Origin of the sequence: Aeromonas sp. 600774 (genome assembly GCF_049175075.1) — a bacterium.
Lineage (GTDB): Bacteria > Pseudomonadota > Gammaproteobacteria > Enterobacterales > Aeromonadaceae > Aeromonas > Aeromonas veronii_A.
Genome location: NZ_JAAKUJ010000004.1, coordinates 46,946 through 69,470 on the forward strand (window position 1 = coordinate 46,946; position 22,525 = coordinate 69,470).

Below are 22,525 nucleotides of genomic sequence, written 5' to 3' on the forward strand. Positions count from 1 at the left end.
TGGTCGGCTGATCCTGCTCAAGGTTAGTTCAAATGATCCAAGCAAAGGGAGGTCTGTGTCACAGCTCGGCAGTGGGGTAGACTGGGGCCTCCTCCCTCCACTTAAGGACGAGCACAATGATTGCGATGGGTCAGACTCTGCCTTCGGGCGAATTTACCTTTATCACCGCCGAGGGCAAGCAGCTGCGGGATAGCCAGACGCTGTTCGCCGGTAAAAAAGTAGTGCTGTTTGCGGTACCCGGTGCTTTTACTCCCACCTGCTCCAATGCCCACCTGCCCGGTTATGTGGTGCTGGCCGATCAGTTTATGGCCAAAGGGGTGGATGCCATCTGCTGTCTGTCGGTCAACGATGCTTTCGTGATGCGTGCCTGGCAGACGGCCCAGAATGCCGAGGCGATCACCATGCTGGCAGATGGCGATGGCAGCTGGACCCGGGCGCTGGGCTTGGCCAAGGATACCGGCGCCTTTGGCGGCATCCGTGCCCAGCGCTTTGCGTTGATCGCCAACGATGGTGTGGTCGAGCAGCTGTTTGTGGAGGCTCCGGGCAAGTTCGAGGTCTCCGATGCCGCGAGCCTGCTGGCTGTGCTGTGAAATGTTAATCACGGTTTGATTTCCCCTTGAAATGGAAGGTGGCACAGCTACACTGGCGCCACTTTCCCATGGTGCCTGCCCGTTCGGGCTGGCGCTTCGTTGCAGATAACAAGAGATGAAGATCCTATGACCCTGGCTTTTGTTGCCCTGATTGCCGGACTGGCGCTGCTGGTCTGGAGCGCAGACAAGTTTGTCGACGGCGCTGCCGCCACCGCCCGTTATGCGGGGATGCCGCCGCTGCTGATCGGCATGGTGATCATCGGTTTTGGTACCTCGGCCCCGGAGATGGTGGTTTCGGCGCTGGCGGCGTCCCAGGGCAATCCCGGGTTGGCGCTCGGCAATGCCTATGGCTCCAACATCACCAATATCGCGTTGATCCTGGGTCTGACGGCACTGATCAGCCCTATCGCGGTGGCCTCTCAGGTAGTACGCAAGGAGATCCCGATCCTGCTCGGTATTACCCTGCTCTCTGGCGCCCTGCTGATCGATGGCCATCTGGGCCGGATGGATGCGGTCATTCTGGGGGCCGTCTTCGTTGCCCTGATGGGCTGGTCTATCTGGGCTGGCATGAATGGCAAGGGAGATGCGCTGGATACCGAGACCGCCGAGGATATCGAGAGCGAGGGGATGTCCCTCAAGAGCGCTATCTTCTGGCTGGTGGTCGGGCTGGTGCTGCTGATCGGTGCTTCCCGTCTACTGGTCTGGGGGGCGGTGACCATCGCTCAGGCGCTTGGTATCAGCGATCTGGTGATTGGCCTCACCATAGTCGCGGTGGGAACCTCCTTGCCGGAGCTGGCCTCGTCGCTGATCGCCATTCGCAAGAACGAGCATGATCTGGCCCTTGGCAACGTGCTCGGCTCCAACCTGTTCAACACCCTGGCGGTGGTGGGGATCGCGGCGGGCATCCACCCGCTCGATGTGGCGCCGGAGGTGCTCACCCGTGACTGGAGCATCATGATGGGGCTGACCCTGCTGCTGCTGGTGATGTGTCTGGGCCGCAAGGGGCAGGGCCGTATCAACCGGCTGGAGGGGGGCTTGCTGCTGACCTGCTTCGTCGCCTACACCGGCTGGCTGCTGACCAGTCAGTTTATCTGATAGGGGTTGGTGAAATGAGAGAGGGGGAAGCTCAAGCTTCCCCCTCTTGTTTTTGCCCAGTGAACCTGTTGGCGAGCGGTGTGCTCAGGCTACTGCCACCAGCTTCTGCCCCTTCTGGCTGCTGTCCAGAATCAGGATGCTGGCCTTGGGGAAGAAGTTGAAGGTGGAGGCGGAGGCCCAGGTGTAGGCACCCATTACCTTGCCTACCACCAACTCGCCGATAGCCAAATCCGGCAGCATGATGCCGTCGCGGATCACATCCACGCTGTCGCAGGTGGGGCCTGAAAGCACCGAATTGTGCTGCTCGCCACTGGCATAAGGTGTGCTAACCGGATAGGTAACGTGGTCATAGAGCTGGCCGTTGTAGCTGCCGTAGAGACCGTCATCCAGGTAGTACCAGATCTTGTCGCCGCGGTGCGCCTTGCCCATCACGCTTGATACCGAAGTCATGGCCGGCGCGCTGATAAAGCGGCCCGGTTCGGCAATCTTCTGCACGGTAGCGGGCAACTTGGCCAGCGCTTCGCGGATCGGCGCGCAGAAGCCGTCGATATCGAACTCGCCCCCCTCATAATCCACCGGGAAACCGCCGCCGATATCCAGCACCCAGGGCTTGAGCCCGAGCGCCCAGGCCTGCTCCATGATCTCGCGGCAGGCGTCGATGGCCTGCACATGGCGACGGGCGTGGGGTACTTGGGAGCCGACGTGGAACGACAGCCCCATCACCTTGATCCCCTTGGCGTGGGCCAGTTGCAGCAGCGGCAGCGCCTGCTCCGGGGTGCAGCCGAACTTCTTGGAGAGGTCGACCTTGGTCTCGGGGTTGGGGAAGCTGACCCGCAGCAGCAGTTTCACTTCGTCCTTATAGGGAATGAACTTTTCCAGCTCCAGCGGGTTGTCGTAGACAAACACAGTGCAGCCGAACTCCAGCGCGTAACGGATATCGCTGTCGCGCTTGATGGGATGGGTATGAATGCAACGTCCCGGGCGAACCCCCTGACTGCGCACCAGATCCACTTCGCCATTGGTGGCCAGATCGAAACAGGCCCCCTCTTCCTTCAAGACAGAGACCACCGCCTCATGGGGCAGGGGTTTGAGTGCATAGTGCAATCGTACATCGGGCAGGGCGGCGGCCAGCGCCCGATACTGTTTGCGGATGGCTGCCTTGTCGAGCAGCAGCAGGGGGGAGCCGAATTGTTCAACCAGCTGACGGTAATCTTGTGCGACCACATCTTTTGCAACCAGGGTCTCGTTCATTCTCTTTTGGTCATCCTTAGGGGGCGTGATATGCCCAAGCCATATGCGATTGAACCGGCGACGGCCGGGTCAGGCGAGCGGTCCGGTGGGACCAACCGAACACAGTGCATAAATTGATGGCAAAGTGCTTGGTTATGCAGCGGATTATCGGCTTATTGATTCTGTGTGCAAGCATTTTGATTGGATATGTCGGCAAGATTTTCTTGGCGAAACGAGAGGGATCACTGTTCTCTATCCGCCATTTTTCCCGTTTGGGCCACATTTGATGCGTGATAGCCTAACTTGTTGATAGTTAACTAGCATTTAACATTCTTGCCGCGGTTCTGGTGGTCACTAAAAAAATATAAATGGGGGCGGCCAAGTGCGAGACAGCTCACATTTTTTGGATTAACATGCCGACTTCCTAATCCAAACTAGTTCGGATGAAGGTAGCAGGAGAGCGATGGGCAACCATCCACCGAAGAAGTGAATCTTTCAGGTACTGGGCAACCGGTGTGGACTGCTACTGGACGATACTCTGGAGAGACCCGTTAAATCGGGCGCCGAAGGAGCAAGGCACCATGACTACCCGCAAGGGCAGGCTGGCGCCGGAAACTCTCAGGCAAAAGGACAGAGGGGATGGGATGGTTGTACCTGGGCTTGGCCCGCATCCGATCGCCTCTGGCCGATCGTGACACCTATGGGAAGATCATCCTTCTCCTCCTTAATTTCTGTTTCTTAAGGAGGATGCATGTCATCAATTCAATCGGCGTTAACCGCCATCGATAGCTTTATCTGGGGGCCGCCCCTGCTGATCCTGCTGGTCGGGACCGGTATCTATCTCACCCTGCGTCTGGGTCTGCTTCAGGTGGTGCGCTTGCCGCTCGCTCTGCGGCTGGTTTTTGGTCGCGATCAGGGGCAGGGCAAGCAGGGAGATGTCTCCAGCTTCGGCGCCCTCTGTACCGCACTCTCTGCCACCATCGGCACCGGCAATATCGTCGGGGTGGCCACCGCCATCAAGCTCGGTGGTCCCGGTGCCCTGTTCTGGATGTGGATGGCGGCGCTGTTCGGCATGGCCACCAAGTACGCCGAGTGTCTGCTGGCGGTGAAATATCGCGAGCAGGATGCCAACGGCCAGATGGCGGGTGGCCCCATGTACTATCTGGAGAAGGGGCTCGGCTCCAAGCCGCTGGCCAAGCTGTTTGCCCTGTTTGGCATCGGCGTGGCCTTCTTCGGCATCGGTACCTTCCCTCAGGTCAATGCCATCTCCGACGCCATGAGCCTCTCCTTCTCGGTGCCCCGTGAAGCGACCGCCGTGGTGCTGACCCTGATCGTGGCGCTGGTGACCCTGGGAGGGATCAAGTCCATATCCAGCGTGTCGAGCAAGGTGGTGCCCTTCATGGCCATCTTCTACATCGTCGCCTGTCTGGGCGTGCTGGTGAACAACGCCAGCGCCCTGCCCGATGCCGTCATGCTGGTGATCGAGAGTGCCTTCACCGGCCATGCGGCGACCGGCGGCTTCGTCGGTGCCAGCATCATGCTGGCCATTCAGTCCGGGGTGGCGCGCGGGGTCTTCTCCAACGAATCGGGACTGGGCTCTGCGCCCATCGCGGCGGCGGCAGCCAAGACCGATTCGTGCGTGGAGCAGGGGCTGGTCTCCATGACAGGTACCTTCATCGACACCATCATCATCTGCACCATGACCGGCCTGACCCTGGTGGTGACCGGGGTGTGGAGCGGCGATGCAAGCGGTGCGGCCATGACCAGTCTGGCCTTTGCCCAGGGGCTCGATGCTCATGTCGGCCAGTATCTGGTGAGCATTGGCCTGCTGTTCTTCGCCTTTACCACCATCCTTGGCTGGAACTACTACGGCGAGCGCTGCACCGAGTACCTGTTCGGGGTGAAGGCAATCAAGCCCTATCGTCTGGTCTATCTGGCGCTGGTGGCGAGCGGTGCTTTCCTCCATCTGGATATGATTTGGCTGCTGGCCGATATCGTCAACGGCCTGATGGCGGTGCCCAACCTCATCGGCCTGATTGGCTTGCGCCATGTGGTGATCGCCGAGACCCGCGCCTACTTTAGCCGTGATCTGGATAGCGAAGCCGAGCCGGAGCCGCAGACGGCCTGAACGCCTCAGCCCGTTTCACGTTCCCATTGAAAAGAACAAGCCACGACTCCGGTCGTGGCTTTTTTGTGCGCCGTGTCTCTGGATGGGGACTTTCCCTCTCCCTTCGGGATAAGGTCAGGATGAGGAGGATAGCCCCTCGCTCAGCAGGCTATCCAGACGTGCTCGCACTTTCTCTACCAGTGCCTGATCGCTACCGTGCCAATCGATGCAGCTTGCTAGCGTGGTGGAGGTTCCCGCCATAAAACGCAGCTCGCCGCCCGCCAGCTCGTAGAAGCGGCTCGCCATTCTGGTTCCCTCATCCACATCACCCGCCACCAGCAGCATGGCTTGCGCCAGCACGGCGCCTTGGTGATCCTGCCCCGGCGCCAGCCAGCGCTGGGCGGTACCGGTGATCTTGCGTCCCCCGATCACCAGATTGTACTGACCATCGCAAAAGGAGCCGGGTACGAAGTCATAGCTTCCCTCAAGGCCGTACTCCGCCAGCAGGGTCAGCAGTGGCGCCCCCAGCAGCCGGTAGTAGTGGGCGAGATCTGTGGTGGTACGAGGCAGCAGCAGGGATAGGTTGAGGATCCCCGCCCCGTGGGGCACGGCGGTGCCGCCACTGTCGCGCACATGTACCGGCCAGCCTTCAGCTGCAAGTTGCTGGCAGGCAGCTTCGTAACGGGGGAGGCGGGTATCCTTGCGAGTGACAATCAGGCATTGGGGCGCCTGCCACAGGTGAGCGCGGGGCTGGCCGTCATGGGCACAGTCGCGCAGCCAGCACTGCTCTTGCGCCAGTATCTGTGCGGGTGAAGCGGTATTGGATAGGGGGGAGAGCAGGCGATAGGGCATGGCGGCATCCTCAAAAAAGGCTGCCCAGCACACTACCCGTGGCGACTGGCAAGGTAAAGCCCCGCAGTGCGGGGCTTGGGTTGGCTATCGGTGGACGATGTCTCAGGAGTGGCGCGCTTCGCGCTTGGGCAGCAGCAGGTTGAGCACGATGGCGGTGATGCCACCGGTGGCGACGCCGTAGGAGAGCACACTCTTGGCCAGCTCCGGCAGGTGTTGCAGCACTTCCGGCACCTGTGCGACCCCCAGCCCCATGGCCAGCGACACTGCCAGGATCATCAGGGCGCGGCGATCCAGCTCCTCGCGGGCAATGATGCGCACGCCAGCGGCGGCGATGGTGCCGAACATCACGATAGTGGCGCCCCCCAGCACGGGCTCGGGGATCTGCTGCACCAGACTGGCGACCGCCGGGAACAGGCCAAGCAGCGCCAGCATGGCGGCGATAAAGAGCCCGACGTGACGGCTGGCGACGCCGGTCAGCTGAATGACGCCGTTATTCTGGGCGAAGGTGGACATGGGGAAGGTGGAGAAAACTGCCGCCAGCATGGAGTTGGCACCATCGGCCAGCACGCCGCCTTTGATCCGCTCCATATAGACAGGCCCTTCCAGCGGCTCGCCGGAGATGTCCGAGGTGGCGGTCATGTCGCCGATCGCTTCGAGCGCCGTGACCACGAAGATGATGGCGAGCGGCACGAACAGCTGCCAGTCAAAGCCGAGACCGTAGTGGAGCGGAATGGGCACCACCACCAGCGGGCCGTCGAAGGTGGGGGCGCTCACTTTGCCCAACAGCAGGGCCACGGCATAGCCCGCCAGCATGGCGATCATGATGGCGGAGAGGCGCAACCAGGGGTTGCGACTGCGTTGCAGCAACACGATAAGGCCGAGCACCAGCAGGGAGAGGAAGAGGTTGGTGTGACTGGCGAAGCTGCCATCAGAGAGGGCTGCATAGCCGCCGCCCATGCTGATGAGACCGACCTTGATCAGGGTCAGGCCGATCAGCAGCACCACTATGCCGGTGACCAGCGGAGTGATGATCCGTTTCACCAGATGGAGGAAGCGGCTCATCACCACGATAGTGAGTGCGGCAACCATCATGGTGCCGAACAATGTGCCCAACAGATCCTCGGTGGGCATGGCCGCCTGTTTGAGGGCGAGACCGGAGGCGATGATGGGGCCGAGGAAGTTGAAGCTGGTGCCCTGTACCGAGAGCAGGCCGGAACCGATGGGGCCGAAGCGGCGGGTTTGAATGAAGGAGGCGATGCCGGACATGACCAGCGACATGGAGACGATATAACGGGTGTCGGCGGCAGGGAGGCCGAGGGCATTGGCGATAATCAGGGGCGGGGTAATGATGGCGACAAACATGGCGAGCATATGCTGCAGGGCGGCGAACAGCGTCTGGGGCAGAGGCGGGACATCCTCTATGCCATAGACCAGTTCGCTATGGGCTCGCCTGGGTGGATGTGCCTCTCGATTGGCGCGTGTGACAGCAGCCTGTTCCATAAGTACCTCGAATTGTGTGGGGAGGGGGAGAAAATTGGGCGCTATTGTAGTGATTGAAATGAGGCTGACCAGCGCTAATTATGCAAAAAAAGGTTTATTTTTTGATGGGTTGAAACGTTTGCGCGCTGAGATTATCATCTGTCGGTTTGTGTGATCGACCTCTCCTTTTTATTCTCCCCGCTAATGACATTTTTACCACTTTGTAGGTGTAGAATGAGCCCTCAGTATTCATCGTGGAGACTCTGGATGCTCAAGTTGTCAGAGTTCTGGAGTGCGAGGGTTCACTCCGAAGATTTTACTCGTACTCGCATGGGGTTTATGACGGTGCGGTTGCGCCTGCTGACCTGCTTGCTGATGCTTGGATTGCCCGCCTGGGCAGTGGTGGATTGGTTGACCTTGCCCGCCGTTCATTTCGAGCAGCTGTTCCAGGCCAGGATCTTCTGCACCCTGGCGCTCTCGCCACTTATTCCGCTCTCGTACCTCATCCACTTCAAGCGGGAAAGAATGAAGCTGGCCCTTGGCTACCTGATGGCCGTGATGATGCTCTTCTCCCTCTTCTGCCTGAACAGCTTTGGCGCCGGACAGGAGTTGCAGGCGGGTTATGCGGCCTTTCCCTATCTGCTGATCACCCTGTTTGCCATCTTCCCCATCCCCCTATCCCTCGGCTTGCAACTGGCAGGCGTGGTACTGGTGACCATGCTGCTGGGCCACTGGCTGCTGGTGGGACAGAGCATCTGGAGTCAGGCCACCCTGAATCAGGTGTGGGTGCTCGGCATGTTTACCATGGCCAGTTGCTGGGTGCAGTGCGGCCAGCTCAATATGCTGCTGCGGCTATATCGGGAATCGACCACTGATGAGCTGACCGGCATGATGAACCGCCGCCTGCTGATGAAGCAGCTGGAGCAGGCCAGAATCCGGCTGCAACTCAAGAAGAAGCCCTTTGCGGTGATGCTGCTGGATCTCGATCGCTTCAAGCGGATCAACGATATCTACGGCCATCTGGCGGGGGATGCGGTGCTCAAGGAGGTGGCGACCACCCTGGGCGAGCAGCTGGAGCCTGACATGGTGCTGGGGCGTTATGGCGGCGAAGAGTTTGCTATCCTGATGCACAACTGTGCCGATCCGGCGCTGGCGAGCAAAATGGCCGAGCGGCTGCGCATTGCCGTTGAGGCGCGGCTGGTGAAGAGTCCCACTTCGGATGAATTGCTGGAGGTGACGGTGAGTATCGGGATTGCCATGGCTCGTTCCGATGACACCATCGATATTCTGATCAACCGTGCCGACGAGTGTCTCTATCAGGCCAAGATGGCGGGACGCAACTGCGTGGTGGTTGAGGGGCAGAACCGCGCAAAAACAGATGCCGCCTGAGGGCGGCATCCTGTTGGCAATGTGCTGGCGAGATCAGGCCAGCTTGTACTTGCCGGAGAGTTGCTGGGCCAGCAGCTTGAACATGTTGAAGACCGCCATGGTCTTGCCGGTCGGGGTGCCATCTTCGGCCAGGAAATACTCCCCCTTGAACACCAGAATATCCCCCTTCTGCTCCACCGAATCGGCGCGCATACCGTGGATGAAGTCTTCATGCTCTTTAATGATCTTGTTGGCCATCTCAAGCAGGGCCGTCTCGGTGATCAGCTCTTTCTGTGGTTGCATGCTCGTCTCCTTAAACGACTACTGGACAGGGAGATCGTGGATCCCTGCCTCTGATTGAAGAGGCGCCCAGCATACTGCAAACAGGGTTTTTCTGTCATTGATATGACCCCGATTTGTGGCTGTTTATCCGATCACCAGATTCTTCAACCAGCAGCGCTGGCGAATACGGCGCTGCACCAGCAACACCTTGCTGAGCTCCTCCAGCAAGACCACCGCCACCACCCAGGAGAGGGGCCAGCCGAGTAGCGTGACCGCCACCCAGGCGAGCGGGATGCCGATGCACCACATGCCGACGATGTCGATAAAGATGCTGTAGTTAACATCGCCGCCAGAGCGCAGCACCCCGATGATCCCCACCATGTTGAACACCTTGAGCAGCATCCCGAGACACATGATGCCGAGCACCTGACCCGCCTCCGTCATCAGCTCGGGGGGCAGGTTGCCGACCCACTGCAGCAGGTTGGCTTGCAGCAACCAGACGATGATCCCCACCAGTAGCGCGCCAATCGGTGCCAGCAGCAGGAACAGCTGGGAGTGCTGCCAGGCGACCTCGTACTCTTCGGCCCCGAGCCGGTGGCCGAGCAGGGTGGAGCAGGCCACTGCCAGCCCGAAGAAGAGGGAGATAAGGATGCTCTCCAGGGTGCCGAGGGTGGTCATGATGGCCAGCGAATCGGTGCCAAGATGGGCATAGAGAAAGCCGTAAATCAGCATGCCGAAGGCCCAGAGGCCGTCATGGAACAGCAGCGGTAGGGCGATCAGGGTAAAGCGCACCACCTCCTTGCGCTTGAAGGCGGCCAGCCAGTCTGGTGCGCGCGGGATCAGGCGCGCTTCATAACGCTTTACGTAGAGCAGCAGCAGGGCTGTCTGCAGCAGCCGGGAAATGGTGGTGCCCCAGGCCGAACCGGCCACCCCCATTGCCTCGAAGCCGAAGTGACCGAAGATGAGGGCGTAGTTGAGGATGACGTTGGCGATGATGGCGATAATGCCGATCCGGGTCGGCGCGGCGGCATTGCCCACCGAGCGCAGGGCTGATTCCAGCGGCACCACGATGGCGGTACAGAGGATGGTGGCGCCGGTGATCATCAAGAATTGATCCGCCAGTGCCCGCAGCGCCGGATCCTGACTGGCAAAGCCGAGCACGCTGCCCGGTGATAACACATAGATGAAGGCAAAGGGCAGGGTGACCAGCAAGGCGCCCACTATGGCCAGCGCCAGGGAGCGGCGTACCCCGGCCATCTCCCCGCGCCCGAAGTATTGTGCTGCCAATACCGAGACCCCGCCCGCGAGGCCCGCTATCACCAGCAGATTGAAGAAGAAGACCCGGTTACCCAAGCCGACCGCCGCCACAGCTGTGGTACCAAGCTGGCTCACCATCATGATATCGATGAGGCCGAGCAGGGAGAACATCATGGATTGCAGCGAGACGGGCAGGGCCAGTCGCCACAATCGGGTCATGAACTCGCGATCGGTGGTTTGTTTTAAAATCGCTTGCCAATAATTCATAGTTGTTAACCGGGTATGAGAAAAGCAAGGGTTGTCATGGTTATGATAAGGGGGTGTAGAGCAGTTACCACTGTGAGTAGATCTCGATTTTCTTGTGTAAAACTATCCTTTTGAGGTGTTATGCCATTTGCCAGAGAGTGTCTGGAGATAGCGCCAGCCTGTGAAGAGCAGATGTTGGGACGTGAAGGGCTGCCGCTGCTCGGCGAGGCGGGGATCTTCCTGACCGGCCTCTCCCGGGTGCGTGATCACTACCTCATCCGTCGCAATCGCCCCGAGTTTCACATCCTGATGGTGAGTCACGATGAGGGTGGCGCGCTGCTCACCGACGAGGGGGAGCAAGCCATTCCGGCCGGATCGCTGATTTTCCTGCCCGCCGCCGTACCCGGTGGTCTCAAACTGATTGGCGAAAGCTGGCAGATCAGCTGGATTTTGCTCGATGACGTGCCACGCTGGCAGCACCTGCATCGCCTTGGTCACCGTATCTGGCAAGGGGATGGCGGCGATCAGCTCTACCATCTGCTCAGCCTGATGCAGGGGGAGGGGGTTCGCTCTTCGCTGCAACCTCAACTGCTCAGCCTGTTGCTGGCGCTGCTGGAGCGGACCCTGCAAGGGGAGGTGCGCGGTACCCCTGAACTCAGGTTGCAGGCACTGTTTCGCCGGGTGGAGGCGCGCCTGGACGAACCCTGGAGTGTCGCCCTGCTGGCCCGACAGATGGCCTGCTCCGTTCCCCATCTGCACCGGCTCTGTCAGCAAGCGTTTGGTATGGGGCCGATGGCGAGGGTGACCGAGCTCAGAATGAACAAGGCGCGCCAGCTGCTGCTCTATACCAACTGGCCACTTGGCGAGCTGGCGGCCCGGGTCGGTTACAGCGATGGGGCCAACTTTGCCAACCGCTTTCGTCGTCTGACTGGTCAGACCCCCGGCGCCTTTCGTCGACTGGGTCGCAAACCTTTTGCAACGGATGTGCAAACTCTTTGAAATTAATGAGACAAGCCCCTAGGATCGGCGGGTCCCTGCGTCTAGCTAACCGTTTAGGTACCAAGATCCATGTTTGAAGATGATAACCAGAAACGTCCTCTCTACATTCCCTACGCCGGTCCCGCCCTGCTGGAGACCCCCTTGCTCAACAAGGGCAGCGCCTTCACCAGCGAAGAGCGCAGCAACTTCAACCTCGAAGGTCTGTTGCCCCAGAATATCGAGACCATCGAAGAGCAGGCCGAGCGCGCCTATCGCCAGTTTATGGCGTTTGGCAACGACATGGATAAGCACATCTATCTGCGCAACATCCAGGATACCAACGAGACGCTCTTCTACCGTCTGCTGCACAACCACCTGACCGAGATGCTGCCCATCATCTACACCCCGACGGTGGGCAAGGCGTGCGAGGAGTTTTCCAACATCTATCGCCGCGCCCGTGGCCTGTTTATCTCCTATCCGGACAAGGACAGGATCGATGACATGCTGCAAAACGCCACCAAGCAGAACGTCAAGGTGATCGTGGTGACCGATGGCGAGCGGATCCTGGGTCTGGGTGATCAGGGGATCGGCGGCATGGGCATTCCCATCGGCAAGCTGTCGCTTTACACCGCCTGTGGCGGCATCTCGCCTGCCTACTGCCTGCCGGTGGTGCTGGATGTGGGCACCAACAACCAGCAACTGCTCAATGACCCCTTCTATATGGGGTGGCGCAATCCGCGTATCTCGGGGGATGAGTACGCCGAGTTTGTCGATGCCTTCATTCAGGCGGTCAAGCGCCGCTGGCCCGATATTCTGCTGCAGTTCGAGGATTTCGCCCAGAACAACGCCATGCCGCTGCTCAACCGCTACAAGAACGAGCTCTGCTGCTTCAACGACGATATTCAGGGTACCGCGGCTGTGACGCTGGGCAGCCTGATCGCCGCCTGCAAGGCCTCCGGTGCCAAGCTCTCCGAGAAGCGGGTTGCCTTCCTCGGTGCGGGCAGCGCTGGTTGCGGCATCGCCGAGCAGATCGTGGCGCAGATGAAGGCCGAAGGGCTGACCGATGCGCAGGCCCGCAGCCGGGTCTTTATGGTGGACCGCTTTGGTCTTATCACCGACAAGATCCCCAACCAGCTCGACTTCCAGCGCCGTCTCTCCCAGCCGGTGGAGCGGATCAAAGACTGGCCAGTGGGGGACAATATCTCCCTGCTGGAGGTGATGGAGCACGGTCGCCCGGACATCCTGATCGGGGTCTCCGGCCAGCCGGGGCTGTTTACCGAAGAGGTGGTCAAGACCATGCACAAGCACTGTGCCCGTCCCATCATCTTCCCGCTTTCCAACCCCACCTCCCGGGTCGAGGCGACGCCGGCAGACCTCATCCGCTGGACCGACGGTCAGGCGCTGGTGGCCACCGGCAGTCCGTTTGCACCGGTGGAGTACAAGGGCAAGCGCTACGTCATCGCCCAGTGTAACAACTCCTTCATCTTCCCGGGGATCGGCCTTGGCGTCATCGCCTCCGGCGCCACCCGGGTGACTGACGCCATGTTGATGTCGGCCAGCCGCGCGCTGGCGGAGTGCTCGCCGCTGGTGAAAGGGGAGGAGGGCTCCCTGCTGCCGGACCTGGCGGATATCCATCAGGTCTCCCGCTACATCGCCAAGATGGTGGCCAAGACCGCCATGCTGCAGGGCAAGGCGGTGCAGACCCCGGACGAGGTGATCGATCAGGCCATCGAAGCCAACTTCTGGCATCCGGAGTATCGCCGCTACCGCCGCACCTCCTTCTGATTGGGGAGAAGGGAATGCCACGGCAAAGCAAAAGGGATGCGAAAGCATCCCTTTTTACTGCACGTCTGACATGGTTATCGCCTCAAGATCAACTACTCGCTGGCGCCCTGTACGCCGGTGACGCGCACCTCGACCCGGCGATCCGGCCCAAGGCAGTCTATGAGGGCGGTTCTGGCTTTGATGTCGTCACACTGGTTGCCGGTGACCGGATTGCTCTCGCCATTGCCCTGAATGCTTACCTTGTCGGCAGGCAGCCCTTTGTTGATCAGAAAGTCGGCAACGGTTTGGGCCCGAGCTTCTGACAACCTCTGATTGCTGGCATCCGAGCCGATACGGTCGGTATATCCCATCACGACGGCACTGCCATCCTTGGGTTGTACATCGACGATCTGCTGGTAGAGAGCGTCCAGCGCGCTCATCCCCTCCGGTTTGAGGTCCGCTTTGCCAAAGGCGAACAACACATCGGAACTGAGGTTGAAGGTCTGATCTACCATCTCCGGTTCGGCCGGTGGCGGGGGGACCACGACCGGTGCGGGCGTGGGAGCCGGCTCTGTCGGCTGGCTGCGATTGGGATGGATCACTACTTCCAGGGTTGCTGTGCTGATGTCGCTGACCCAGCGCTGGGTGCCGCTGTTTGCCTTGTCATTGTCAGGATCATCGCCGACCCTTACCAGATAACGATACCTGGCCTGGAGATCGACCCAGTCATGGAGCCGGGCCGTCACTCCCAGACCCGCCAGCGGCGCCAGGTTGTCGTCCCCGCCATTGACCGATTCGACATGATAGATATAGCCACCACCCTCGGCAAAGAGCGAGAACATCTCGCTGAGCGGCAGGCGGCCAATGACTGACAGTGTGGCTCCCTTGCTGTTGAAGTCATGGCCGCTGATATCCCAGTTACCGGTGGAGAGATAGCCAATCTCGGCCCCCAGATTTTCCGTAAAGTTGTAGCCGCCAAACAGGGAGAGCGCAGTCGCATCCTTGCCGACATCCTGACTGAAATCATTCAGATTGTGGGCAATGGCCCAGCCACCGCCAACCCCGGCATACCAGTCGTGAACCGGTTCCGCTTGTGCGCCTGTGCTCGCCAATGCCAGTGCAATCCACACAGGTTTTACTCTTATGTTCATCGCGTATCCTCGTCGATGTTTGGTGTAGTGGGGTTGCCTGCTGGTCAAACCCCACACTTATGTATAGGTGACGGGCTGTTTTTAACCACCAAAGAGGTATGGGGGGGCGACACGCCGTGAACCATGGCGCGAGACGGGAAGAGGAAGGGGGCAAAAGAGGGTTACAAGGTGGGCGAATAAGCGGTAAGAAAAAGGAGGCCAGGTGGCCTCCTTGTTATGTCGAACTGCAGGATTACTGTTGTACTTGCTGCACGCCGGTGACGCGTACTTCTACACGGCGATCCGGTGCCAGGCAGGAGATCAGCTGAGCCTTGCCCTTGACGCTGTTGCACTGGGTACCGGTTACCGGATTGGCTTCACCGCGACCTTCGATGGCAACTTTGCCGGCCGGAAGACCTTTGCCAACCAGGAAGTCGGCTACGGTACGGGCACGCGCTTCGGAGAGTTTCTGGTTGTAGGCGTCAGAGCCGATACGGTCGGTGTAACCGACGACCACGGCGCTGCCATCTTTCGGCTGAACATCAACGATCTGCTGATACAGGGTGTTGAGCGCTGCGACACCTTCTGGCTTGAGGGTGGATTTGCCAAAGGCAAACAGCACGTCAGAGCTCAGGGCGAAGTTCTTGTCGACCAGTACCGGCTCGGGAACCGGCTCAGGCGCAGGGGCGGCAATCGGGGCAACATAAGAGGTACGGTTCGGGTGCATCACCAGCTCCAGGGTCGCGACGCTCATGTCGCTCTCCCAGGTTTTCTGCTCGTCACCCAGATTCCACAGATAGCGGTAGCGTGCTTGCACATCGATAAGGTCGGAGAGCTTGGCAGTCAGACCCAGACCCGCCAGCGGCGCAGTGCCGTTGTCGCTGTTGCCATTGCCGTTGACGTGATTGAAGTAGGCACCACCTTCAGCAAACACCGAGAAAATGTCGCCCAGCGGCAGGCGGGCGATACCGGAGAGGGTGGCACCCTGGGTTTTGAAATCGGCACCGTCAACGCCCGCTTTACCGGCGTAGAGGTAGCCCAGTTCAGCTGCGTAGTAGTCGTTGAAGTTGTAACCGCCGAACAGGCTCAGCGCAGTGGCGTCTTTGTCAGTGTCTTTGCCAAAATCATCCAGACCGTGGGCATATGCCCAACCTGCACCAACACCGGTGTACCAGTCATCGGCAGCCTGAGCTGTGGTACCTGCGGCGGCGAGCGCCAGTGCAATCAGGGTAGGAGCCATTTTGAGTTTCATCGGTTTATCCTCGTTGTGTTAGCCCATGTCGGGCAATGCACTTGTTTTTATTGCTGCGAAAAATCGCCAGCAAAGTGGATAGCGAAGGCTTTGGACTCTCATGATGCATTGGCGTCATGGACAACAGACCGGACAAGAAGCGCTTTTTAGTGCTTATCCAATACCTTACAGGCGCAACTACTTTATGCTTTCGAGACGGGGCAGGCAAGGGCAGGGAGGCGGGAATGAGGGATGCAAGCGAGAACGAGACAAACAAAAAGGGATGCCGCAGCATCCCTTTTTTTCGCACTATCTGAACGAGGTCAGATTATTGCTGAACTTCTTGTACGCCAGATACGCGAACTTCTACGCGACGATCCGGAGCCAGGCAGGAGATCAGTTGAGCTTTAGCAGTTACGCCGTTGCACTTGGTGCCGGTAACCGGGTTAGCTTCGCCACGACCTTCGATGGCAACTTTGCTGGCAGCCATACCTTTGCTCACCAGGAAGTTGGCAACGGTACGGGCACGGGCTTCAGACAGCTTCTGGTTGTAAGCGTCGGAACCGATACGGTCGGTGTAACCAACAACAACAGCGTTGCCATCTTTCGGCTGGAACTCAACGATTTGCTGATACAGACCGTTCAGGGCTGCAACGCCTTCCGGCTTCAGGGTGTCTTTGCCGAAGGCAAACAGCACGTCTGAGTTCAGGGCGAAGTTCTTCTCTACCACTTGCGGAGCAGGAGCAGGGGCTTCTTCAACAACCGGAGCAGCTACCGGAGCTACGTAGGAAGTACGGAACGGGTGGTATACCGCTTCCAGAGTAGCGATGCTCTGGTTGGCTTTGTAACGCTCACCGTTGGCGTGCAGGTCAGCCACGTCCCACATGTAGCGGTAGCGAGCTTGCAGATCCAGCGCGTCATTTACCTTGTAAGTCACACCAGCACCGGCCAGCGGGGAAACTTTAGTGTCGCTGGTGCCCAGACCATCGGTGTGACCCCAGTAGGCGCCGCCTTCAGCGAACAGGGAGACGTCGTTGCCAACCGGCAGACGGGCGATACCGGACAGGGTGGCACCCTGGCTCTCGTAACGGTTGCCGTCGGTGTTACCACGACCAGTGTACTGGTAGCCCAGTTCGGTACCGAAGTTCTCGGTGAAGTTGTAACCCATGAAGGCGTTGGCAGCAGCTGCGTCTTCCTGGCCTACATTGGTGCTTTCCAGCTTGTTCAGGCCGTTGAAGTGAGTAGCACCGACACCGGCACCGAAGTAGATGTCGTCAGCGGCGTGAGCAGCGGTAGCACCCAGAGCAGCCATGGCGATGGCGATCATGGAAGGAGCCATTTTCATCATAAAAAAATCCTCGTTGAGATCGCACGTTATTCACGTGCTTCACACTTTGTAATTTATGTAAGCTGCAGGCTCCGCCGTACGGCTGGCGTCGAGTCTGGCAGATGACCCGGTATAACCGGGTTGCACACTCTCCTGGTGTGTCGAGTGCACTGGCATGGCACGCAAAGCGTGATAAACCGCTGCCAGGCAACTGATGTCATTCCGATGACGAGGCGCACTCTATGCCGATTTTAAAACATGATCAAGCTCACAAATGAGCCTTATGGCAAATTGTGTCGTGACCTTAACTGGCTGTTTATCCAGATTAATTAGTGATCCAGATAGGCCCTGTGCAGTTTCTTTTCCAGCTTCATATAGGCCTGAACCCAGTCGGAGTGCGGGTTGGCAGGATGTGCTCTGGCAGTAAACACCTCAAGGTACTCTGCTTCCGTTGCACTTTTAAGCAGGGGAGTAAACGTCATCAGGTAGTGGCGGGCCAGATAGGGATCCAGGGGCCAGATGTTGAGTATGGCCCGTGCCACAGGCTGAACCGCAGCTGAACAGATGAAATGGCGGTGTCCCGCCTCCAGCCAGTCGGTCATCTCGCACATGCCCGATTCGGCTACCAGACCACCATCACCCGGGGTGGTTGCCAGAGCAATAGACTGGCCATTTACCGTGATGAGTCCTTCATTGTTATGCAGGGCGCCATCGTGGCTGCGCAAAGACAGGTTCTGCGACTCCTGTTCAAGAAATAGGCTGCAACTGTCCGGCAGGGCGGCCAGCAGCTCGCTGACGTGGCTTGGCATCAAGGCCGGAAGCCAGAATGCTTCGGCGCGATATTGTGCGCCTTGAGTGAGCTGTTGTTGCAATTGGGCTGGGTCAGAAACCGGGTGCAGGCGAGAGATAATGCCGGGAAACGCCATACTTATTCCTCTTAATGGGTAGCTGGCGGATTATACGAGTTATTCTGGTGGCAACAATAAAGGTTTCTTTTCGAGACTGTTTACCTGAGACAGCTGAGCGATTACCATCCCCCGTTGAAGATAAGGGTTGTCGCCGAAAGGCGCTCATAAAGATAGAGGCTCGACCATAACGAGTCCGACCAAAACTGATACACTTGACTACGAGTCGTCGCGAAAAATAAAGACGGATTTAATCCGTCAAACGGAGTATGGAACATTATGAATTCAAATATCGTCACTGTTGGCAAGAAGATCCGTCAGATCCGTGAAGCGGTCGGTCTGAGCCGCCCGAAGTTTGCAGATTTGCTCGGTGTTCCCCCCACAACCCTGAAAAACTATGAGCTGGGTTATCGTGAAGTGGGTGGCGCCTTCCTGGTTGCCCTTGCTCACCACCCGGATCTGCACAAGTTTACCCTCTGGCTGTTGGCGGACAAAAAAGTCGCAGAAATCGGCCAGATCGGACCGGATGACCTCGCCAAGGGCTGATCATAGATATGAATAGAAATGCCGCCTTCGGGCGGTATTTTTTTGCCCGCCAACCAATAAGAGCCCTGAGCCCCGCTTTTTTCTTATCTGTGCTCTATCTAGGGCTTTTGCTCAAAACATCTTGGCAAACCGCCATAAACTTCAGAAAATTCCGACCCTAAAAACCCGGTTCATCTCGCATGATGCGAAATAAGTGAGACAAGCATGAGTCAAACCCCCCCCAAGGTCCGCGATGGCTTTACCAGTAAATTCGGTGTCCTTGCCGCTACTCTTGGTTCAGCCGTCGGCCTCGGCAATATCTGGAAATTCCCCTATCTGACCGGTGAAAATGGTGGTGCCGGCTTTCTGCTGGTCTATGTGATTGCGACCCTGCTGGTCGGTCTGCCGGTGATGATCTCCGAGATCATGCTGGGCCGCAAAAGCAAAACCGATGCGGTCACTACCCTGAACAAGCTCGCTCCGAAAGGGCAACCCTGGTGGCTGATTGCGGTAATGGGGGTGCTGGCGGCTTTCCTGATCATGTCTTTCTACTCGGAAGTCGCGGCCTGGGTGTTTGCCTATATCTTCAAGGCGATCGATGGCTCAATTCTCTCCACTGATCCCAAAGTGACCGGCGCTGCGTTTGGCTCGCTGATCAGCAACCCGCTGCAGAGCCTGCTGTGGCAGTGGCTGGTACTGGCCTTGATGGGCGGCATCCTGTTGATGGGGGTCTCCAAGGGGATCGAAGCTGTCACCAAAAAACTGATGCCGGTACTCTTTATCCTGCTGCTGGTGATCGGTATCCGCAGTCTGACGCTGCCGGGGGCGAGCGAAGGTCTTTCTTTCCTCTTCTCACCCGATTTTTCCAAAATCACCGGCGCCGTGGTGCTGACCGCCATGGGACTTGCCTTCTTCAAGCTCTCCATCGGCATGGGCTGCATGATGACTTACGGCAGCTACTTCCGTGATGACCAGAACATTCCGGTCACCGCGTTCCGGGTTATGTGTGCCGACCTGTTTGTCTCCATGCTGGCCGGTATCGCCATCTTCCCGGCAGTGTTTGCCTTCGGGTTCGAGCCGACCGCCGGTCCTTCTCTGTTGTTCATCACCATTCCGGCGGTCTTTGCCAGCATTCCGTTTGGCCATGTTTTCATGGTGCTCTTCTTCGTGCTGTCGGCCATCGCGGCCACCGGTGCCATGCTCTCTATTCTGGAAGTGCCGGTTTCGGTGCTTTCCGAGCGCTTCAAGATGAGCCGCGCCAAGGCGACCCTGATCAACCTGCTGGTGCTGGGTGCGGTGGGGTCTACCTGTGCGCTCTCCAACAGTGCCATGGCGGATGTGCAGATTGCGGGCAAGACCTTCTTCGATCTGTTCGACTACCTCTCCTCCAACATCCTGATGCCGCTTGGCGGTATCTTCCTCTGCCTGTTTGTTGGCTGGGTATGGGGCGAGGAGAAGATGCGCGATGCTCTGACCAATGGCGGCGAGCTGGTTCTGCCCATCCTCAAGCCACTGTTTTTTATCATTCGCTACGTATCACCGCTGCTGATCCTGATCGTGATGCTCAAGGGGCTTGGGCTGTTCTAAACCGAAGGTTTTGCCATAGCAAAAGAGCGCCACAAGGCGCTCTTTTTGTTGGTGTGATGGGCGTGGGGATCACAGTAATCCAAGGCGGCCCAGTTCATCCTTGAGCTGATCGAGGTTGCGCTCGACACAGGCTTCCCCCTCGTTGATGGCATCGCTGGCGCGATGAAAATCCATGATGGAGAAGCTGCCAAGCCGTGGGCAGAGCTGGATCTCCGGCGGATCACCGGCCATCCGGGCGCGGGTGATGCGCTCCTGCATGATGTTGATGGAGCCACTCATCACGCTCCAAAGACCCGGGGTGGCTGGCGCGGATTCACCGCGGTTGAGCCACTGGCTGAGCAGTCCGCCGCTGCCGGGTTGATCCGGCTCGTCGGTCCAGGGTTGATGCATGTCGGTGTTGAGGTTGACCGCAATCACCACCTCGGCCCCCATGGCACGGGCCAGAGAGATGGGCACCGGATTGACCACAGCGCCATCGACCAGCCAGCGGTCGTTGATCCGGGTCGGGGTGAGGATCCCCGGCATACCGCAGGAGGCGCGCACCGACTGGCGCAGCGGGCCCTGTTGCAGCCAGATCTCGCGGCCTGTATCGAGCTCGGTGGCGATGCAGGCGAAGGGGATGGGCAGGCTCTCGAGATCGGGGTCCCCCAGATGGCTGGCCGCAAGACCAAACACCTTTTCGCCGCGAAACAGACCGCCGGAGAGGGCCGGGTCGAGCAGGCTGACCACCTGCAGGCGGGTAAAGCCGCGCACCCAGGTTTCCAGTCGATCCAGTTCACCAGCGGCATAGGCGGCACCGACAAAGCTGCCGATGGAGCAGCCAGCGATCAAATCCGGTTTGATGCCGAGACGTTCAAGGGCGCGGATGACGCCGATATGGGCCCATCCTCTGGCGGCGCCGCTCCCGAGAGCGAGTCCTACGCGGGGTTTACGTGGCACGACTTTTCTCCAAAAAGGGGTTTGAGCGACCAGCTTACTCCGAGAGTCGGGATGCGTCACCCCACCATCGCTCACTGCGGTTGCGTCCATTGGCCTTGGCCTGATAGAGCGCCACATCGGCGCGCCGCACCGCTTCGTGCAGAGGAATATCTGGCTGATAAGGGAGATACCCCAGGCTGATCGTAACCTTTAATCCGGGCACGATGGCCTCCCAGTTGTGTTCGGCTACGGCTTCTCGCAGCTGTTCTGCCAGCTCCTCTATCCGCACCTCATCGCTGTTGGCAACCAGCAGCAAAAACTCTTCTCCACCCCAGCGGAGCAAGCGGTCTTGCCGGCCAAGTTGCTGTTGGCAAAGCTGCACCAGCCTGATCAGCACCATATCACCCACGGCATGGCCGAAATGATCGTTGACTCGCTTGAAGTGGTCGGCATCGAACATCAGTATCCCTGCCCGCAGTTGTGCCAGCTCGCCTCCTTGTTTCAGTTGCTCCAGATAGTGGCGATTGAAGGTACCGGTAAGGGCATCGTGGCAGGAGAGGTAGTTGAGTCGCTGGTTGAGACGGCGAGCTTTCAGGTTGGCAAGTGCGGCCAGCAGCAGAAACGCAATAGCCAGAAGAGTTGGCGCAGACTGGCAGAGTATTGCCCGGAACAGCGGCAGCAGCCTCACCTGGTGTACCAGCCGCAAAGGGGTATCGGGGATAGCCAGCGTTAGCTGCCATGCCCCCTGTCGCCAAAGGTATTGGCCGGTTGACAACGGTTCTGGTGGCGGTACGAGCTCGTGCGCACTGCTGGCCAACACCTGATGGTACTGATTGAGCAGCAGATACTGCCCCAGCTCCGGGGTCAGCTTGTCGAGTTGTTGCTGCAGACGTGCGAGCAGCACATCCATACTGATCATCCCTACCAGCGTCCCCTCTTTGTAGAGTGGCTGGGACATGGTGACCATGGGGCCGCGGCCAATAAAGTCATCATAAGGGCGTGAGAGGACGGTTTTCTTGTCCGGGTTGCTGCTGGTCAGAGTGTCTTGCCAAAAGCGTTTTTGGTAGATGCTCGGGTAGAAATGAAACCTGCTGGAGGGCTGCCAGGGGTAGAGATAGATAAAGTTATCCACACCGGTAAAGTAGACCCAGGCGATCTCTTCTCCCAGGCGTTGGCTGGCGGTGGAGAGAAGCGGTGACAGACTCAGTGCCAAGTGAATGCGAGCTTCCCGCTCGCTGCCCGGTGGTGGTAGCGGACCGGTACCAGTGAGATTGCCCACCAAACCTTTGGGCAGGTCGGCAGGAATGTTGTCGAGCGCGAGCCCCTTGCCCGGAAGTTGTTGAATATGGCGATAAAGCTGGCGGGTCAGCACGGAGTGAGGGTCGCTGCGCAGCCGCTCTTCGGCCTGCCCGCGCATCGCTTCCAGAAAAATTTCGCTCTGTCGGAACTGCTCTCGTAGATAAATAGCACTGTTGAGGGTATCGCTCTGATAAAGATTCTCTATCTGTTTCAGACTGTGCTGCAGGGTCACGCCGACCAGCAGTATGGCCAGAGTCAGCAGTAGCCAGGTCAGGTGCACAAGGCGGCGAAGATCGAACACATTGGGCATCGAGAGTCATCTGAATTGGCGAAGAAAGGGCATTAGTGTAAGCGA

At 59.0% G+C, this 22,525-nt stretch carries 19 protein-coding genes and 1 riboswitch; of the genes, 8 read left to right on the plus strand and 11 right to left on the minus strand.

Features of this window, described 5'->3' with window-relative positions:
- Window positions 1-116 precede the first annotated feature (116 nt).
- Window positions 117-590 (plus strand): peroxiredoxin, encoded by a 474-nt coding sequence (locus tag G5171_RS05805; RefSeq protein WP_100646526.1) that lies wholly within the window; start codon window positions 117-119, stop codon window positions 588-590.
- Window positions 591-716: 126 nt separating this feature from the next.
- Complete coding sequence (locus tag G5171_RS05810; RefSeq protein WP_100646525.1) at window positions 717-1,685, plus strand: calcium/sodium antiporter; 969 nt, start codon at window positions 717-719, stop codon at window positions 1,683-1,685.
- An 84-nt stretch (window positions 1,686-1,769) separates the two neighbouring features.
- On the opposite strand, the gene G5171_RS05815 is transcribed toward G5171_RS05810, so the two are convergent.
- Entirely contained in the window at window positions 1,770-2,936 is a 1,167-nt protein-coding gene (locus G5171_RS05815) for a type III PLP-dependent enzyme (RefSeq protein ID WP_100646524.1), read from the minus strand.
- A gap of 507 nt (window positions 2,937-3,443) precedes the next feature.
- A riboswitch (glycine riboswitch) is annotated at window positions 3,444-3,559 on the plus strand.
- 107 nt (window positions 3,560-3,666) lie between these two features.
- Between G5171_RS05815 and G5171_RS05820 the strand changes: the two genes are divergently transcribed.
- The gene (locus G5171_RS05820; RefSeq protein WP_005338391.1) at window positions 3,667-5,043 is read left to right on the plus strand and encodes an alanine/glycine:cation symporter family protein; all 1,377 of its coding nucleotides are present in this window, start codon (window positions 3,667-3,669) and stop codon (window positions 5,041-5,043) included.
- A gap of 114 nt (window positions 5,044-5,157) precedes the next feature.
- Here G5171_RS05820 and G5171_RS05825 read toward each other — a convergent pair whose 3' ends face one another.
- Together G5171_RS05825 and G5171_RS05830 are read right to left on the minus strand one after the other, a co-directional pair.
- Complete coding sequence (locus G5171_RS05825; RefSeq protein WP_368193042.1) at window positions 5,158-5,874, minus strand: lipoyl protein ligase domain-containing protein; 717 nt, start codon at window positions 5,872-5,874, stop codon at window positions 5,158-5,160.
- Window positions 5,875-5,976: 102 nt separating this feature from the next.
- On the minus strand, window positions 5,977-7,374 hold the full coding sequence (locus G5171_RS05830) for a nucleobase:cation symporter-2 family protein (RefSeq protein WP_368193040.1): 1,398 nt from the start codon (window positions 7,372-7,374) through the stop codon (window positions 5,977-5,979).
- Window positions 7,375-7,620: 246 nt separating this feature from the next.
- Here G5171_RS05830 and G5171_RS05835 point away from each other — a divergent pair, with 246 nt between their 5' ends.
- Window positions 7,621-8,742 carry a GGDEF domain-containing protein gene (locus G5171_RS05835; RefSeq protein WP_005349944.1) on the plus strand — a complete coding sequence of 374 codons (1,122 nt, stop codon included), beginning with the start codon at window positions 7,621-7,623 and terminating at the stop codon, window positions 8,740-8,742.
- Between the two features lie 33 nt (window positions 8,743-8,775).
- Here G5171_RS05835 and G5171_RS05840 read toward each other — a convergent pair whose 3' ends face one another.
- Window positions 8,776-9,024, minus strand: a complete 249-nt coding sequence (locus tag G5171_RS05840; protein ID WP_005338382.1) for a YciN family protein — start codon at window positions 9,022-9,024, stop codon at window positions 8,776-8,778.
- A gap of 123 nt (window positions 9,025-9,147) precedes the next feature.
- Window positions 9,148-10,527 (minus strand): MATE family efflux transporter, encoded by a 1,380-nt coding sequence (locus G5171_RS05845; RefSeq protein WP_005338381.1) that lies wholly within the window; start codon window positions 10,525-10,527, stop codon window positions 9,148-9,150.
- 120 nt (window positions 10,528-10,647) lie between these two features.
- Between G5171_RS05845 and G5171_RS05850 the strand changes: the two genes are divergently transcribed.
- Both G5171_RS05850 and G5171_RS05855 read left to right on the plus strand, forming a co-directional pair.
- Window positions 10,648-11,505, plus strand: coding sequence for a helix-turn-helix transcriptional regulator (locus G5171_RS05850; RefSeq protein ID WP_421259947.1), 858 nt, complete (start codon window positions 10,648-10,650; stop codon window positions 11,503-11,505).
- Window positions 11,506-11,574: 69 nt separating this feature from the next.
- Window positions 11,575-13,269, plus strand: coding sequence for an NAD-dependent malic enzyme (locus G5171_RS05855; RefSeq protein WP_421259948.1), 1,695 nt, complete (start codon window positions 11,575-11,577; stop codon window positions 13,267-13,269).
- Window positions 13,270-13,361: 92 nt separating this feature from the next.
- Here the strand turns inward: G5171_RS05855 and G5171_RS05860 are convergent, their stop codons facing one another.
- The 4 genes from G5171_RS05860 to G5171_RS05875 form a co-directional block, all read right to left on the minus strand.
- Window positions 13,362-14,399 carry an OmpA family protein gene (locus tag G5171_RS05860; RefSeq protein WP_421250603.1) on the minus strand — a complete coding sequence of 346 codons (1,038 nt, stop codon included), beginning with the start codon at window positions 14,397-14,399 and terminating at the stop codon, window positions 13,362-13,364.
- Between the two features lie 232 nt (window positions 14,400-14,631).
- Window positions 14,632-15,630, minus strand: coding sequence for a porin OmpA (gene ompA, locus G5171_RS05865; RefSeq protein WP_421250602.1), 999 nt, complete (start codon window positions 15,628-15,630; stop codon window positions 14,632-14,634).
- A 307-nt stretch (window positions 15,631-15,937) separates the two neighbouring features.
- Window positions 15,938-16,957, minus strand: coding sequence for a porin OmpA (gene ompA, locus G5171_RS05870; protein WP_421244152.1), 1,020 nt, complete (start codon window positions 16,955-16,957; stop codon window positions 15,938-15,940).
- A 308-nt stretch (window positions 16,958-17,265) separates the two neighbouring features.
- Window positions 17,266-17,862 (minus strand): hypothetical protein, encoded by a 597-nt coding sequence (locus tag G5171_RS05875; RefSeq protein WP_421250601.1) that lies wholly within the window; start codon window positions 17,860-17,862, stop codon window positions 17,266-17,268.
- Window positions 17,863-18,120: 258 nt separating this feature from the next.
- On the opposite strand from G5171_RS05875, the gene G5171_RS05880 reads away from it, so the two are divergent.
- Together G5171_RS05880 and G5171_RS05885 are read left to right on the plus strand one after the other, a co-directional pair.
- On the plus strand, window positions 18,121-18,387 hold the full coding sequence (locus G5171_RS05880) for a helix-turn-helix domain-containing protein (protein WP_005343938.1): 267 nt from the start codon (window positions 18,121-18,123) through the stop codon (window positions 18,385-18,387).
- A gap of 204 nt (window positions 18,388-18,591) precedes the next feature.
- Window positions 18,592-19,953 carry a sodium-dependent transporter gene (locus G5171_RS05885; protein ID WP_288726594.1) on the plus strand — a complete coding sequence of 454 codons (1,362 nt, stop codon included), beginning with the start codon at window positions 18,592-18,594 and terminating at the stop codon, window positions 19,951-19,953.
- A 69-nt stretch (window positions 19,954-20,022) separates the two neighbouring features.
- On the opposite strand, the gene G5171_RS05890 is transcribed toward G5171_RS05885, so the two are convergent.
- Window positions 20,023-20,892, minus strand: coding sequence for a patatin-like phospholipase family protein (locus tag G5171_RS05890; RefSeq protein WP_005343942.1), 870 nt, complete (start codon window positions 20,890-20,892; stop codon window positions 20,023-20,025).
- A 34-nt stretch (window positions 20,893-20,926) separates the two neighbouring features.
- Window positions 20,927-22,480 (minus strand): sensor domain-containing diguanylate cyclase, encoded by a 1,554-nt coding sequence (locus G5171_RS05895; RefSeq protein ID WP_421250600.1) that lies wholly within the window; start codon window positions 22,478-22,480, stop codon window positions 20,927-20,929.
- Window positions 22,481-22,525: the final 45 nt, after the last annotated feature.